This window comes from Bacillus sp. FDAARGOS_527, assembly GCF_003812125.1.
GTDB lineage: Bacteria > Bacillota > Bacilli > Bacillales > Bacillaceae_G > Bacillus_A > Bacillus_A paranthracis.
Genome location: NZ_CP033795.1, coordinates 1,008,581 through 1,024,077 on the forward strand (window position 1 = coordinate 1,008,581; position 15,497 = coordinate 1,024,077).

General features: G+C 35.4%; 13 protein-coding genes, 1 pseudogene, 1 riboswitch and 1 other annotated feature. Of the genes and pseudogenes, 11 read left to right on the forward strand and 3 right to left on the reverse strand.

What is annotated here, in order from left to right:
* Window positions 1-231 precede the first annotated feature (231 nt).
* Window positions 232-490, forward strand: a binding site (T-box leader).
* 70 nt (window positions 491-560) lie between these two features.
* The 3 genes and pseudogenes from asnA to EGX95_RS07610 all read left to right on the forward strand — a co-directional run.
* The gene (asnA, locus tag EGX95_RS07600; protein WP_000284910.1) at window positions 561-1,544 is read left to right on the forward strand and encodes an aspartate--ammonia ligase; all 984 of its coding nucleotides are present in this window, start codon (window positions 561-563) and stop codon (window positions 1,542-1,544) included.
* 140 nt (window positions 1,545-1,684) lie between these two features.
* Entirely contained in the window at window positions 1,685-1,798 is a 114-nt protein-coding gene (locus EGX95_RS07605; protein WP_000051967.1) for a helix-turn-helix transcriptional regulator, read from the forward strand.
* Window positions 1,799-1,926: 128 nt separating this feature from the next.
* Window positions 1,927-2,268, forward strand: a pseudogene (locus EGX95_RS07610) (helix-turn-helix domain-containing protein); the annotation flags it as partial.
* Window positions 2,269-2,475: 207 nt separating this feature from the next.
* Here the strand turns inward: EGX95_RS07610 and EGX95_RS07615 are convergent.
* Both EGX95_RS07615 and EGX95_RS07620 read right to left on the reverse strand, forming a co-directional pair.
* Window positions 2,476-2,931: a VOC family protein gene (locus EGX95_RS07615; RefSeq protein ID WP_000183758.1), complete on the reverse strand. Its 456-nt coding sequence runs from the start codon at window positions 2,929-2,931 to the stop codon at window positions 2,476-2,478.
* Between the two features lie 349 nt (window positions 2,932-3,280).
* Window positions 3,281-4,510: an aspartate kinase gene (locus EGX95_RS07620; protein ID WP_000448044.1), complete on the reverse strand. Its 1,230-nt coding sequence runs from the start codon at window positions 4,508-4,510 to the stop codon at window positions 3,281-3,283.
* Window positions 4,511-4,709: 199 nt separating this feature from the next.
* Window positions 4,710-4,896: riboswitch (Lysine riboswitch) on the reverse strand.
* 191 nt (window positions 4,897-5,087) lie between these two features.
* Between EGX95_RS07620 and EGX95_RS07630 the strand changes: the two genes are divergently transcribed.
* From EGX95_RS07630 to EGX95_RS07640, 3 genes are read left to right on the forward strand one after another with little or no spacing between them, the layout of a single operon-like run.
* Window positions 5,088-5,996, forward strand: coding sequence for a DoxX-like family protein (locus EGX95_RS07630; RefSeq protein WP_000676667.1), 909 nt, complete (start codon window positions 5,088-5,090; stop codon window positions 5,994-5,996).
* A gap of 3 nt (window positions 5,997-5,999) precedes the next feature.
* Window positions 6,000-6,605 carry a DUF4166 domain-containing protein gene (locus EGX95_RS07635; protein WP_000002637.1) on the forward strand — a complete coding sequence of 202 codons (606 nt, stop codon included), beginning with the start codon at window positions 6,000-6,002 and terminating at the stop codon, window positions 6,603-6,605.
* A gap of 5 nt (window positions 6,606-6,610) precedes the next feature.
* Window positions 6,611-8,236, forward strand: coding sequence for a YndJ family protein (locus tag EGX95_RS07640; RefSeq protein WP_000789554.1), 1,626 nt, complete (start codon window positions 6,611-6,613; stop codon window positions 8,234-8,236).
* Window positions 8,237-8,264: 28 nt separating this feature from the next.
* Here EGX95_RS07640 and EGX95_RS07645 read toward each other — a convergent pair whose 3' ends face one another.
* The gene (locus EGX95_RS07645; protein WP_000042288.1) at window positions 8,265-8,750 is read right to left on the reverse strand and encodes an 8-oxo-dGTP diphosphatase; all 486 of its coding nucleotides are present in this window, start codon (window positions 8,748-8,750) and stop codon (window positions 8,265-8,267) included.
* A gap of 170 nt (window positions 8,751-8,920) precedes the next feature.
* Here EGX95_RS07645 and EGX95_RS07650 point away from each other — a divergent pair, with 170 nt between their 5' ends.
* From EGX95_RS07650 to EGX95_RS07670, 5 genes are all read left to right on the forward strand, one after another.
* Entirely contained in the window at window positions 8,921-10,165 is a 1,245-nt protein-coding gene (locus EGX95_RS07650; protein ID WP_000797228.1) for an N-acetylmuramoyl-L-alanine amidase, read from the forward strand.
* A 255-nt stretch (window positions 10,166-10,420) separates the two neighbouring features.
* Complete coding sequence (locus EGX95_RS07655; RefSeq protein WP_000755998.1) at window positions 10,421-11,833, forward strand: S-layer homology domain-containing protein; 1,413 nt, start codon at window positions 10,421-10,423, stop codon at window positions 11,831-11,833.
* Between the two features lie 159 nt (window positions 11,834-11,992).
* Window positions 11,993-13,255, forward strand: coding sequence for an IS21 family transposase (gene istA / locus EGX95_RS07660; RefSeq protein WP_002073783.1), 1,263 nt, complete (start codon window positions 11,993-11,995; stop codon window positions 13,253-13,255).
* Window positions 13,252-14,016: an IS21-like element helper ATPase IstB gene (gene istB / locus EGX95_RS07665; protein ID WP_000980839.1), complete on the forward strand. Its 765-nt coding sequence runs from the start codon at window positions 13,252-13,254 to the stop codon at window positions 14,014-14,016. Before istA ends, istB begins: the two co-directional genes overlap by 4 nt.
* A 204-nt stretch (window positions 14,017-14,220) precedes the next feature.
* On the forward strand, window positions 14,221-15,483 hold the full coding sequence (locus EGX95_RS07670) for an MFS transporter (RefSeq protein ID WP_001161160.1): 1,263 nt from the start codon (window positions 14,221-14,223) through the stop codon (window positions 15,481-15,483).
* The last annotated feature ends 14 nt before the right edge of the window (window positions 15,484-15,497 follow it).

Genomic DNA, 15,497 nt, shown 5'->3' on the forward strand with positions numbered 1-15,497 from the left:
TACTGCGGATTCTATATTTCGGACGATTACATTAATTGTTGTATATATGTTAGTTTCTGTTAGTGAAACGTTTTTTGGAATGCCCAGACAAAAGAAGTAAAGAAGGTATATTGGAAACAATCAATAAAGCCGTAAAATAAAGAATTGAAAAATATTTTAAAACTTTTTGTTGACTTTCTTTATTTTTTGTATAGAATAATCATTAATAAAATGTTTCAGAGATGTGACAACAAAACGACTATGAAAGGACGAGTAGTAGTAGGACGTAGTCTAAGCGAGTCAGGGATGGTGTGAGCCTGATACGAAGCCTATTATGAAGAACCTCCTGGAGTTGCTAACCGAAATCCTTGATAGGAAAGTAGACTTAGCCGGGAACTTCGCCGTTACAAGAAGAACAGTATCGAGATATTTCATCTCCGTATTGTATAAGTGAGCAACCTCTGTTGCTAATTTGGGTGGTACCGCGGAACCAAAGCCTTTCGTCCCAGTTTTTTGGGAAAGAAGGGCTTTTTTTGTTGGCTTCTTTTCACAACATCCAAACATTTTAGGAGGAAACCACCATGTATCAATCATTAATGACAGTAAGAGAGACTCAAATCGCAATTAAGGAAGTTAAAACATTTTTCGAGGATCAATTAGCAAAACGACTTGAATTATTCCGTGTATCTGCACCATTATTCGTAACGAAAAAATCAGGATTAAACGATCACCTAAACGGTGTAGAACGTCCAATTGAATTTGATATGTTACACTCAGGAGAAGAATTAGAAATTGTGCACTCACTAGCGAAGTGGAAACGATTTGCACTGCATGAATATGGATATGAAGCTGGTGAAGGTTTATATACAAACATGAACGCGATCCGTCGTGATGAAGAACTTGATGCAACACATTCTATTTACGTTGACCAATGGGATTGGGAAAAAATCGTTCAAAAAGAATGGCGTACTGTAGATTATTTACAAAAAACAGTACTAACAATTTATGGAATATTCAAAGATTTAGAAGACCACTTATTTGAAAAGTATCCGTTCCTTGGGAAGTATTTACCAGAAGAAATTGTATTCGTTACTTCTCAAGAACTAGAAGATAAATATCCAGAATTAACACCGAAAGATCGTGAACATGCAATTGCAAAAGAACACGGTGCAGTCTTCATTATCGGAATTGGTGATGCACTTCGTTCAGGTGAAAAGCATGATGGACGCGCAGCTGATTATGATGATTGGAAATTAAACGGTGATATTTTATTCTGGCACCCAGTACTACAATCTTCATTTGAATTATCATCAATGGGAATTCGTGTTGATAGTAAATCACTTGATGAGCAGTTAACGAAAACAGGTGAAGACTATAAACGTGAGTACGATTTCCATAAAGGTATTTTAGAAGACGTACTACCATTAACAATTGGTGGTGGTATCGGACAATCAAGAATGTGCATGTACTTCTTACGTAAAGCACATATTGGTGAAGTTCAATCTTCTGTATGGCCTGACGATTTACGTGAAGCTTGCAAGAAAGAAAACATTCATCTATTTTAATAGAAGAGAGAGAATAGCTTAAATATAGAGCTATTCTCTCTTTTTTACTGTGTAAACGAATGGTTTACAGTGAGTTTTACTAATGGTTTCTTTCTTTTTTATCTCCTTGTATGTAATAATTTGTTAAAGGAGGGGACGTTATGAGCTTAGGAGAACAGTTAAAAAAATTACGAGAGTCAAAGGGATTTTCACAAGAGGATGTTGCTAAAAAGATTGGTGTGACGAGACAAGCGGTATATAAAGTGAAACTTTAATCAGTGGGCGATTTATCCTACTGATTATTAGTTGAACCAATCGGGCTTTTATAGGCAGTTAATCGCATCTGGCTGCCTTGATTATGTTTAAAAGCTTTGATGAGATTTACTGCCTGTTAAAGCGGGGTAAGTGGGAGAATGATAAAAGTTGTCCTGATATTGATAATTTGATTTTATTGAGCGAAATGTACAATGTTACGCTCGATGAGTTAATAAAAGGGAATCAAAACATTAAAGAAAAAATACATATTGATGAAGAAGATGAGGATTTTGAGAAGGAGAACGATTTTGGTTTTTATATTGGATTTGGTTTACTAATTATGAGTGCGTTCATTGATTATGAAAAAATACAGGTGGTTGTATTAGTAATTGCACTATTCATGATGGTTTTTTATTCGGATGTGAAGAAAGTTATTTTGAATGAGTTCAGATCGTTTTTTGAAAGAAAAGATATATATGATAAAAAGTGAGAAGAGTAAGTTATATTTCCTAGGAAAGAGTATAACAAGAAAATAAATTGCCTTATAATAATTTTAGGATGTTAATAGTATGTTAAAAAGCTCAAACAAGTATAACCCCGTTCTAAAGCTAGGACGGGGTTCAAAATCTAAGTTTTATTAAGTGTAAAGTTCTTTCAAATATTTTTACTTTAGTAAAGACTTCTAATAAAACATTAATTATTTATTACCGAGTTCTTCCGCTAAACCGATTAAAATGCCTTCAGTTCCACGAATGTAGCAGAGACGGTAAGAGTTCTCGTATTGAACTACTTCGCCAACGAGCTGAGCACCATGCTTAGTAGTAAGCCTAGATACCATTTCGTCAATGTCTTCAACGGTGAACATGACGCGCAAATAACCGAGGGCATTGACAGGAGCTGCCCGGTGATCTGCTATAGCGGGCGGGGTAAGAAATCGCGAAAGTTCAATTCGGCTATGGCCATCTGGAGTTACCATCATAGCAATCTCTACGCACTGAGAACCGAGGCCGGTTACGCGACCGGCCCATTCACCTTCGACAGTGGCGCGCCCTTCGAGTTTCAAACCAATCTCCTCGAAGAAAGAGATTGCATGATCAAGGGATTCTACAACGATGCTGACATTATCCATTCTGAGTAATTTGTTGTTTGTCATTGTCTTTATCTCCTTATATGTAAAAGTGTATGATCTAACCATCTACATAATTATACTATTAAAAAGTTATAAACTCCTTCCAAACAAAAAATAGCTTGTCACAGTATAGGGAAATGTGACAAGCTATTTTTAATTGTGCTATATAGTATCTTGTTAACAAACAATACCGCGACTTCCCCGAAAAATGTTTCTACGCTGTATGCTCTTAAAGGGCCCGATCGTTGTATAGAATGAAGTGTATTATTTAAATGATAAATACATTTCTTATTACTCTATATGCAAATAGCTTTCTATTTATATAGGAAGGAAGTAGATTCATATAATTTGTTTTAAGTTTTACTAGTAGAAATTAGCTCATCTGCACTAAAGGCTCAATTTTCGCCATAAATGATTGATGCAGCGCCTCGACACCTGTTACTAAATGAAGGCGGTCAATAACGACAGACACTTTAATTTCTGATGTACTTACCATTTTAATATGAATATCTTCTTCTTTTAAAGTAGTGAACATATTCGCAGCAACACCTGGATTAGAGACCATACCAGATCCTACAATTGATACTTTTGCTAAATGATTTTCATATTCTACTGATTCATAGTGAAGTGCCTCTTGATTTTGTTCCAATACTTCTAATGTTTCTCTTAAATCATTAGAATGGATGGAGAAGGAGAGATGAACAGTTCCTTCATTTGTAATACTTTGAATGATGATATCTACATTAATATGTGCCGCTGCTAATGTAGAGAAAACTGTTGAAAGCGAGCCTTGTTCCAATCCTTTCAATGTGATACGTGTAATATTATCTTCAAATGCAATACCTTTAACGATTGATTGTTGTTCCATGGTACATTCTCCTTTTACAATTGTTCCATTTTCTTGTTCCATACTTGAGCGAACTTCTAAAATGACATTATGATTTTTAGCAAACTCAACAGCACGTGGGTGTAATACACCAGCACCGAGATTTGCAAGTTCTAACATTTCGTCATAAGAAATTTCATCTAATTTATAAGCATCTTTTACAACTCGTGGATCCGTCGTATATACGCCAGTCACATCTGTGTAAATATCACATTTTTTTGCGTTCAGTGCAGCAGCTAATGCAACAGCAGTTGTATCAGAACCACCGCGTCCAAGCGTTGTAATTTCATGGTTTTCACTAACGCCTTGGAAGCCAGCTACGATAACAATCGTACCTTCAGCAAGATAAGATTGAATTCGATCTGTATGAATGTCAGTAATCCGTGCACTATTATGTACAGATTCTGTCGTAATACCAGCTTGCCATCCTGTTAATGAAATCGCGTTATAACCTTTTGCTTGTAATGCCATTGTTAATAATGAAATAGTGACTTGCTCTCCTGTTGATAGAAGCATATCCATTTCGCGTTTACTCGGATTTTCTGTAATCGCGTTAGCAAGTGCTACAAGTTCGTCTGTACTTTTCCCCATTGCTGAAACGACAGAGACGATACTATGTCCTCGTTCATATTCTTCAATAATTAAATTTGCTACATGTTGAATGCGTTCAACGCTTCCGACAGAAGTGCCACCAAATTTTTGTACAATCGTTTCCATTACGAATTCCTTCTTTCATCCATTTTTAAGAATAGATTAGGACATATATAAATCCCAATATTCCTGTAGTTACCAGAGAAAAACAAAAAACACCATCTCAAATAAGTGAGGATGGTGCTGTTACAGGAAAAGGGAAACAGAAAACGGAGCTAATAAAAAAACCGCCAAAAAAGGAATACCATAAAAATGATATCTCTTTTTTGTAGATAGCTCTTCATACGTACACGTCTGTACATATGACAGTTCTGTTTCTATTCGAAAACAGCCCCAATCGATACATACAGAGAAATATATCGATTTCGGCAATACTTCCTTTCATCTAATTTCATAGACATCTCTGTGTCTCCATTAGAATACTCATAAGTATCGCAACCTCTATCTCACGTTTTAGGCGAGAGTGTTTGATTTATGAAGTTGTTGGTAACATTTGTTTTATAATAATTTAAATTTTTCGAGGAATCAAGTGTTTTATATATATTTTAAAAATTCTATCTTTTTATGAGGGAGTTTGTGAAAAATGTAGCAAAATAAATTTATTACATGTACATTAAAATTATAGTGCATTGGAGGTGGAAGAATGAAAGGGAAAAAGCCTATTTATGTTTCAACAGAAATGAACACAACAATGGAGAAATTATGGGAATACACGCAAGAACCACATATACATACAGAATGGGATGCCCGCTTTACTGAAATTTCATATTTAGAGAAAAAAGAAGGAGAACCACAGAAATTTTTATATAAAACAAAAATCGGATTTGGACTTGAAATAGCTGGGGAAGGGGAATCGATAGGTGAAATAAGAAAAGAAACAGGTGAACGGATTTCTTCTTTAAAATTTTGGACAGAAAATCAATTATCACTTATTCAAATAGGGCGTGGTTATTGGAAGTATACACCCCGTAAAGAACACATTCATTTTGAGACGCAATATGATTATGATACGAGGTTTGGTCGTATAGGGAATGTAATAGATTTCTATATGTTTCGGCCGTTATTAGGCTGGGCGACTGCTTGGAGTTTTGATGCTTTAAAATTATGGTTAGAAAAGGGGCTTCATCCTAGGTTGCTAATTAGAAGAACAATGACATATTGGCTCGTATGTTTTTTATTTGCATTTGTATGGATGTATCAAGGGATCTTCCCAAAAATAATTTTCAGTCATCCAGAAGAGATGAAGATGCTTTCTGCGATTATTGATTCAACTGGAAATAGTATTGCAATTCTTAAAGTAATAGGGATGTTAGAAATTATTTTTGGTATCATATGGCTATTTCCAGTTCCAAAACAAAAATTATTTATACTACATATTTTTATGTTAATAGCCTTAACGATAGTGGCAGGATTTACGAATATCGTAAGCTTTACAGAGCCGTTTAATCCAATTACATTAAACGTTTTACTAATGGGGGTATCGATTGTCGGTTATATAAATAGTTTTGATTTACCAAGTGCAAAAAATTGCAAGAGGAAGAGAAAGGGATAATGTATGGCTAATATGTATGAAAGACTATTAGGGGATTCTTATAAAAAACTTCATCCAAAATTACAGAAACGTTATGAGATTACAGAAGAAAATAGCTTTACTGGAGAAGGAAAGATGGATGAAATTTACGGAGGTTCTTTTTTCGTAAAATTGATATTAAAAATTGCATCGAAGTTTCGAATGTTTTTCTCTGAGCGGGGGAAGGAAGTGCCATTTACAATACATAATACCGCTGAGCGAGATGGAAACGGAAATGAATTTGTGCGATGGAATCGTACTTTTTACTTTCGTAATAAGAAAAGATATTTTAATGCGGTAATGAAATTCGATGAAAATGAAATTGTAGATTATTTTGGTGAACCACACATACTTGTTTCTACACTGAATTTTCATATTGATGAGATGGGGGCGATGCATATTTCTTCAAAGAAACAATGGTTTTACATGTTTAGAAGAAAAATCCCGTTACCTAGATTCTTATACGGAGAGGCCAACATTGTAGAAAGTTATGATGAAACAAAACAGTGCTTTCGAATTCATGTACAAGTACGCAATCCGTTAATTGGTTCATTATTTTCATATAGGGGAACATTTGTGGAGAGGAAATAAATGATATGAAAAATATAATAGTTGGGCTTGCTTGTTATATTATTTTTCTAATATGTGAGTGGTCAAATGTAAACCCAGTTGAAGCAATTATTTTATTATCTATTTTGTTATGTATACCGATGTCTTTTTGTATTATTGATAAAAGAGCACGAAATGGATCGTATGTATTATTTTATAAATCTGTATCGTTTTTATATCCGATAGCAGCGATTTGTGCAATGTTAGCTTTCGTAACAAATCAATATATCTTTGCGATAATTTGGTTTGTATATACGGGGATCGTTGCGTTATTTGGTATAAATAGATTACTAGAAAGAGGATGGACACCGTTAGAAGAGACAGCTATCGATAGTGCGTTTATTTATTTGTTTTTAGGTGGTTTTTGGTTTTTTGCTTCTGTAGCAAAACTCTCCATTATGCACTTTAGTTCTGACATCATTTTGCTTACCGCTGCACATTTTCATTACTCTGCATTTCTATTGCCATTATCAGCTGGTTTAATAGGGCGGAAGAGAGAAAAGAGCAGTAAAGTATATGATGCAATTATGTTTATTATAGTCATTTCACCGATGACAGTTGCGATTGGAATTACGTACTCAAGGGTATTTGAATTTTTTGCAGTGTTCCTATATTTATGTGCGATTTATGGGTATGGAATTTATGTTTGGCGGGCGAAATTTAATGCTATCAGTGCAAAAATCCTCCTAATCATATCGTCTAGTACGCTCATGGTAACAATTATGTTTTCACTTATATATTCGTATGGGAATTTGAAACATGTAATGACGATTACAATTGCCCAAATGGTTTGGATTCACGGTGTTGTTAATGGAATTGGAGTAGCGTTGCCGGCATTTGTCGGCTGGATGATTGAAAAGAGTGTTCCGAACTATAAATATTACGGGAAACCAATGAGCAGATTAAGAGGAGAGGCGACAGTTGGTGAAGCATTTTTACATAACAGAAATGTAATAGATAGCAAGGAATACAAAGGTTTAGTTGATAAAATGAATGATTTCCATAGTGGGATATTTGATAGGGCCAAGATTCCTGTAAGTATTATTCGTTTTTATGAAAATACAACAGAGTATGAATTACAATCGCATATTAAATGGACTCGCTGGTTCCGCCCGTTTGCATTTTGCTATGAGAAAATGAGTAAGCGTGTAGGACAAATGCATTTAGGAATGGGCGGCAAGTGGGAAACGATGCACGGCTCTATCATAGGGATAATGGATGAGAAGGATGGAAGGGAGAATGTAAGGGCTTGGCTAAGAAAAAATGAAACAGGGGAGTCTATTTTTTTAGCCTTGTATTCCATGTATACATATAAGAGCGATACATATATGAATATCGCATTGCCTTTACCATATTCGAATATGACGGGGATTTTAAAATTACGCAATGATAATAATAATTTAATTATTACTAGTAAGCTGAGAAGAAATGGTAAGGGAGATGAGGGGATCTATATACATACTCGCTTCTTTACAATCCGTTTACCGTTAGCTGAGACTTTTATTATTAAAGAGGGAAAAGGTCAAATGTTAGAAGCTAACCATAAGATGTGGATATTTGGAGTTAAGTTTTTAGAAATTGATTATGAGATTAAGAAAATAGAGGAGAAGTAAGAAAAGCTTGGAGAGATTCCAAGCTTTTTTACGTATGGGTAATAGTCATAGCAACTTGTTTATCTAAGTCATTTTCCCAAATACGTTGAATTTCAAACGTACCTTTTTCAAAAAATAATGGAAATCTTTCTTTAAACCAATCTTGCATAGGGAGATTTAGTGCTGTATCGATTGATACCCATAATAATTCACCTTCAGGAGGATTCATAAGAAGCTCACCTTCAAATGAATCTGTCCAATAGTTAAATACCATATATCGAACATTTTCTTTCAGATTTACGTATTCATCTAATCCTTTAAAAGTTAAATTTGAAACAAGTAATCCAGTTTCTTCTTTTGCTTCTCGTTTAGCAGCTTGAACGATACTTTCTGGAAAATCTACTTTACCGCCAGGAGCGATGTAACCAGGAAAGCCTAGATGATCGGGACGTTGTATTAGCAATACTTCGTTATTCCGCTGAATCATACACATTGTATACATACGGTGTTCTATATCTTTCCAGTTCTTGCTCATACGAATCTCTCCTCTTAATAAAATCTTATAGTTTTTAACTATAGTTATGTATGACAAAAAATACAATAATAATACAAAATTATACAATTTTCAATTGACTATTACTAATTTTCAGAACTATAATTAGTCTGTTACATAAATACATCGTACTTGAGAGGGGAATATATTCTATGAAAAATAGAATAATCGCAGCAGGAGTAATTGCAGCTAGTATATTATCTTATTCATCTAGTAGTTTCGCGCAAACGAAAAAATTTCCAGATGTCCCAGCTAAACATTGGGCAGAAGACTCTATTTACTATTTAGTAGAGAAAGGTGCAGTTACAGGTAACGAAAAAGGAATGTTTGAGCCAGGAAAAGAAATCACTCGTGCAGAAGCAGCTACAATGATGGCTCAAATCTTAAACTTACCAATCGATAAAAATGCTAAACCATCTTTCGGTGATTCTCAAAACCAATGGTATACCCCATTCATCGCAGCTGTAGAAAAAGCTGGCGTTGTAAAAGGGAAAGGAGCTGGCGTATTCGATCCAACTGGGAAAATTGACCGAGTTTCAATGGCCTCTCTTATTGTAGAAGCTTACAAATTAGATTCTAAAGTAAATGGTACTCCAGCAACTAAATTTAGTGATCTAGAAAAAAGTTGGGGTAAAGCAAAAGCTAACATTCTAGTTGAATTAGGGATTTCTATTGGAACTGGTGACAAATGGGAGCCCGAAAAAATTCTAACTAAAGCAGAGGCAGCTCAATTTATAAAAAAGGCAGATTCTCTTAAAATAGGTAACCCTTTAGTAGAAAAGGTAGTTATTATTGATCCTGGTCATGGAGGATTTGATCCAGGGAATCCAGGGCAAGGTGTAGAGGAAAGTAAAATCGTGTTTGATACATCTTTAAGATTACAGAAGTTGTTAGAAAAAAATACACCTTTAAAAGCTTTATTAACACGTGAAGAGAACGGAAATCCAGGAAGTAACAAAAATGAATCTCTTGCGAATCGAGTGAAATTTGGTCAAGAGAACAATGCAGATATATTTGTAAGCATTCATGCAAATTCTTCTGAAAATCATGATGGTCATGGAACGGAAACGTATTATTATAAAAAATCCAAGCGTGGAGAAGAGACACAGATTGAAAAGGATAGTGAAGTGTTAGCAAAGAAAATTCAAAATAGAGTAGTAGAAGCACTACATACAAGAGATAGAAATATAAAAGACAATCACTCACTTTATGTAGTAAATAATAATACAGTACCAGCAGTTTTAACAGAGCTTGCCTTTATTGATAATGATATAGATAATGGTAAATTAGCTACTGAATCAGGAAGACAAATTGCTGCTGAGGCAGTTTATGCTGGGATTTTAGATTATTATGAGTGGAAAGGTTTCGATGTTGAAAAATATCGTTTAGCTAAATAACAATATTGATTGCTAAGTCCATCGTCTACATAGAGATGGGCTTTTTATGTGATTTTATGTAATTTTGTATCGAAATAAAAAGATATATCGTATTATGTTGATTATAAATAAAATAATGGTAGATTAGTTGATTTTTATCACGTATACTTTTACTGTTGACTATTTAAGAGTGTGTTAGTTTAATAGGGAAAATTATACGATAAAGGGAGGCAAGTTAACACGGGACAAGCATATAAAAAACGTGTTAAAAAATTTATGAAAAAAGTTATTTCTAATGTGTTAGCAGTGACAGTCGCGCTTCAAGTAGTGATGGCTCCAGCAACTTCGTTTGCATCTACAAAAGAATTTCCAGATGTTCCAAAAAATCATTGGGCACTTGAAGCAATTAATGATTTAACGTCAAAAGGGATTATTGCAGGTTACGATAATGGTAAATTCGGCTTCGGAGATGTTGTAACTCGTGAGCAAGTAGCAGCATTAATGTATCGCGCATTAAAACCAGAAGCAAAAAGTGATTATAAAAATCCATACTCTGATATTAGTGCAGGAACGACAATGTTCCCAAAGGAAATTTTAGCATTAACAGATATGGGGATTTTCGTAGGTGATGATAAAGGAACGTTTAGACCGAAAGAATCATTAACACGTGCGGAGATGTCTGTTATTTTGCAAAAAGCATTTAAATTAGAAGTAAAAGCACCACATACATTTGATGATATAGATGCAACATATTGGTGGGCAAAGGAAGCAATTAGTGCATTGCAATCTAATGGTGTAGCGGCAGGGAATGGACTTGGAGGATTTGATCCATCAGGTGTATTAACACGTGAAAGCTATGCACAACTTTTATATAAAGCGATGCAAATAAAAAAGGATGTTCCTGTTGAACAACCATCATATATTAATCTAGATGTGACATTACCATCTAACGTAACAGCGCAAGAGATTGATAATTTTATTAAAAAATCCCATCCAGATAGCCCACTTGTTGGGAATGGTAAAGATTTTATTCAAGCGCAAAACGAGTATGGTGTGAGCGCATTATACTTAGCTGCACATGCAATTTTAGAATCTGGTTACGGTAAATCAGAAATTGCATATCGTAAACATAATTTATTTGGCTTAAAGGCATTTGATTGGGAGCCATTTGCCAATGCGAAATACTTACCATCTTACGCGCAAAGTATTTCATACAATGCTGATTATGTACGAAAGAATTATTTAGAAGAAGGTGCTGATCATTTCCATGGCTACACATTACCTGCTATGAATGAAAAGTATGCAACAGATAAAGAATGGGCTGGCAAAATCGCTAATATTATGGAACGTATTAAACCGTTTAACAAGAAAGACTATGAAAATGTAAAACGATTACCAAAAAACCCTAATACATTAAATGTAAATGCATTAGGCGAAGCGATTCCATATAAAGATTATGCAAAAGATGCAACAGCTACTGTTCAATTAGTAGGCTCTTACTATCAAGTACCATATCCATTTAGCTATACAATTAAGAGCGTACCAAATATTACGCAAAATGAAGTTGGAAAATTAGAAAGTGGCAAGAAAGTAAATGTATATCGTGAAGATCCAAACGGCTGGGTAGAATTTTCATTTGAAAATGCTCAAGAAAAATATTGGACATTAAAGAAGAACTTAAAAATATAAATAAAAAAGGTGTTTTCATTTATGAAAACACCTTTTTTATTTATATTTAACATGTATGTAATCAACGATTGTAAAATACCCAATAACAACGGTTTTAAATTCCCCAAAAATAACAGATAATCGTTTCGAAACAAACATCAAAGATGGAGTGAAGAAACGGTGCTGAAGATTGGGGAGTTTTTTATGATTAGAGAGTTATTTCAGAAAGGGTGGACGAAAACAGCCATTGCAGAAGCAACAGGCTTCGATCGTAAAACGATCAGCAAATATCTAAAAAGCAATCAGTTGCCGGAACGTAAGGCAAGCGAGCAGCAGAAAGAGAGTAAGCTCGAACCCTATAAGTCCTACATCCTTCAACGAGTCAAAGAAGGAACAACCAACTGTGTCGTACTGTTAGAGGAAATTCAAACGATGGGTTACGAGGGGAAGATGACAATTTTAAGAGACTTTGTTCGTCCTCTTCGTCAACAGCCAAAGAAACAGGCAACCTTACGGTTTGAAACACCACCAGGGAAACAAGCCCAAATGGATTGGGCGTACGTGGGAAAATACTTAGTGAATGGCAATCTGCAAGACATTTATGCATTTGTGATGATATTAGGTTATTCCCGAATGAAGTACGTAGAGTTTACAACCAACATGAATCTCGAAACCCTCATGAAGTGTCATATGAATGCTTTTTCTTACTTTAATGGGGTACCAGAACAAATTCTCTATGATAATATGAAAACCGTTGTAATCAAGCATAGTCCTGTAGAGATTCGTTTCAATCGCAAGTTTGAGGATTTCTTAGCCTACTATGGGATTGTGCCAAAAGCCTGTCGTCCTAAACGTCCGCAAACAAAGGGGAAAGTAGAAAGAACCATTAAGTATTTGAAAGATAACTTCTTTCAGCGAAAACACGAACCAACTTTACATGCATTAAATGAAGCCGTACGTACATGGTTGGATCAGATAGCTAACAAGAAAACCAATCAGACTACTAATGAGTCACCATTTCAACGATTTGAGCAGGAACAGAAGTTCCTGCAGATATGGGGAGTGAAGCCTCTGTTTCCCACTTCACATTGGGAAACCAGAGAAGTCAGTCGGGACTGTGTGGTGTCGTACCGCGGAAAAAGGTATTCAGTTCCTTACCGTTACGCTGGACAAATGGTTAAGATTAAAGAAACACTCGATCATCATTTAGAGATTTACGATGAACGTGAATGTATCGCAAAACATCCGGTTCTTACAGGAAAAGCAACTACTCATATCCGAATGGAACACTATGATGGGCTACATACAAAAGAAAAAGGGCAGAAAGCGAAGAACGTTGAAGATTTGGCGACCGACGGTCTTCACTCTCATACCCCATCTCCAAATGTGGAAAAACGCCCTCTCGCTGCTTACGCAGCACTGGAAGAAGGTGAGTCTGTATGATGAACGAACTCTTATTGGAGCGTTTAAAGAAGCTCGGCTGGCATCATACAGCCAACCAACTTGATAGTTTACTAGAAGACGCTTCTAAGGATAATGTATCATATTCTGAGTTTCTTCACACTATCGTTTTGCATGAAACGGAGCAACAAGATTCTGATCAACTAGAAAAGCGAATGAAACGGGCAAAGCTGCCTTACACCAAAACGATTCATGATTTTGACTTTACATTTCAACCAAGTCTGAGCGAGAAAAGGGTCAAGGAAACCTTAACATGTCGCTTTATTGCCAATGGGGAAAATCGCATATTACTGGGTCCTCCGGGTGTAGGAAAAACTCATTTAGCCGTCTCCTTTGCGATTGAAGCGATTACCCAAGGATATACAGCCCTATTTTTGTCGGCCGACGACTTAGTGGCTCAGTGCCGCAAGGCCAATGATAAAGGGACACTCCAGCGACTCGTAAATCGTTGGAGTCGTCCAGACGTGTTAATTGTAGATGAAGTAGGTTATTTTCCTTTTGATGAACTAACCGCCAATGTTTTCTTCCAGGTTGTTTCAAAGCGATACGAACAAGGAGCAATGATTTTAACATCTAATAAATCGTACCTTGAATGGGGAAAAGTTTTTGGTGACGATGTATTGGCAACGGCTATCTTGGATCGCCTCTTACATCATGCGATTACATTTAACATCAAGGGTGACTCCTACCGTTTGCGAGAAAAGAAAAAAGCAGGAATTTATCCTGCCCAAACAACGATTTAGCCGTTCATAATGGGGAATTTCATTTCGTTGAAATTGGGGAAATTTGAATCGTTGTTGACAATGTAATATTCTTAGATTCAGTATGAGTTTCTTTTTTATGTTTTTACCAATAATTAAACCGTTTCATATATAATTAAAAGTATTTAAGATTGAATTTTCTGTTTTTGTTTCATTGTTAACTTAATTTGAAAAGAGGAGAGGTATATGCAAGGAGAAATACCAACAGAGAAAAGTTTAAGTTATATCGGTAAATTGCTATTGCCAGTTAAAGCGTCACCACATTTTAAATTTTTATGGGTTGGGCAATTGCTTTCGACTTTAGGTAGTTCGATAACGATGGTTATTTTGCCAGTCGTTGTGTATTCATTAACTGGTTCAACAGTTGTAATGGGAATGACTATGGCAATGTACATGCTTCCTAATATTCTTGCGTTACCGTTTGCGGGATTAGTCGTAGATCGAATGGATCGAGTGAAAGTAATGTTATTTACAGATATAGTTCGCTGCATATTAATGCTATTACTTGCAACACTTATATTTATGGATGATTTAACAATTCTGCTTCTATATGTCCTCATAGCATTATATGGACTTATGGAAGGGATATTTCAACCAGCATATGCGGCTGTAAGAGCGAAAGTATTTGTACCAGAAATTCGAAATGCAGCTAATGCATTAACGCAAATGAGTAATCAAGGTATACGACTAATTGGACCGGCTCTTGGAGGATTAATCGTTTCAGTTGCATCTGCTGGAATAGGGTTTGGACTAGATGCAGTAACATATTTGTTATCATTTTTTTGTTTATTATTTTTAAGGGAAATAAAGTTTAAAAAAGTAAAAACGATTGAAAAAAGAAAGATCGATTACAAACAAGAGTTTATGGAAGGTGTTTTCGTTTTAAAAAGTCATCCGTGGCTATGGATTACAATTTTAGTTTTTTCTTTTATCAATATTTGTTATGCAGGAATTATCGTCGTATTAATTCCATGGTTATTTAATGTTCATCATCATTTTGAAGCATACGTGTATGGATTAGGAATGGCATCCTCTGGTGTTGGAGCTGTAATTGCCGCGCTAATATTTGGCGGGAGAGAACGGTGGCATAAGCGGGGATTACTTGCCTATGGTGGTGTTTTAATAAGTGGTTGTGCGCTTTTAATAATGCCGTTTATTGCTTGGGCACCTGCTTTAATCGCATTAATGGCAATTGAAGGGTTCGGTATGATGATATTTGGACTCATTTGGGAAACGAGTTTACAAGAGCTCGTGCCAGAAGAAGCATTTGGAAGAGTGGCAAGCCTTGATATGTTAGGTTCATTTGCTTTATTGCCACTAGGTTATGTAGTTGTAGGATGGTTAGCTACTGTCATAGGTGGTGAGATAACGATTATAACATTAGCTATTTTAGTACTTGTAACAATTGGAGTAGCATTATGTGTGCCGAGTATTCGAAGATTTGATTGATGATATAAGGGAAG

Coding starts and splice junctions, on each gene's coding strand:
- asnA (WP_000284910.1), top strand. CDS start 561: ATGTATCAATCATTAATGACAGTAAGAGAGACTCAAATCGCAATTAAG.
- EGX95_RS07605 (WP_000051967.1), top strand. CDS start 1,685: ATGAGCTTAGGAGAACAGTTAAAAAAATTACGAGAGTCAAAGGGATTT.
- EGX95_RS07615 (WP_000183758.1), bottom strand. CDS start 2,931: ATGACAAACAACAAATTACTCAGAATGGATAATGTCAGCATCGTTGTA.
- EGX95_RS07620 (WP_000448044.1), bottom strand. CDS start 4,510: ATGGAAACGATTGTACAAAAATTTGGTGGCACTTCTGTCGGAAGCGTT.
- EGX95_RS07630 (WP_000676667.1), top strand. CDS start 5,088: ATGAAAGGGAAAAAGCCTATTTATGTTTCAACAGAAATGAACACAACA.
- EGX95_RS07635 (WP_000002637.1), top strand. CDS start 6,000: ATGGCTAATATGTATGAAAGACTATTAGGGGATTCTTATAAAAAACTT.
- EGX95_RS07640 (WP_000789554.1), top strand. CDS start 6,611: ATGAAAAATATAATAGTTGGGCTTGCTTGTTATATTATTTTTCTAATA.
- EGX95_RS07645 (WP_000042288.1), bottom strand. CDS start 8,750: ATGAGCAAGAACTGGAAAGATATAGAACACCGTATGTATACAATGTGT.
- EGX95_RS07650 (WP_000797228.1), top strand. CDS start 8,921: ATGAAAAATAGAATAATCGCAGCAGGAGTAATTGCAGCTAGTATATTA.
- EGX95_RS07655 (WP_000755998.1), top strand. CDS start 10,421: ATGAAAAAAGTTATTTCTAATGTGTTAGCAGTGACAGTCGCGCTTCAA.
- istB (WP_000980839.1), top strand. CDS start 13,252: ATGATGAACGAACTCTTATTGGAGCGTTTAAAGAAGCTCGGCTGGCAT.
- EGX95_RS07670 (WP_001161160.1), top strand. CDS start 14,221: ATGCAAGGAGAAATACCAACAGAGAAAAGTTTAAGTTATATCGGTAAA.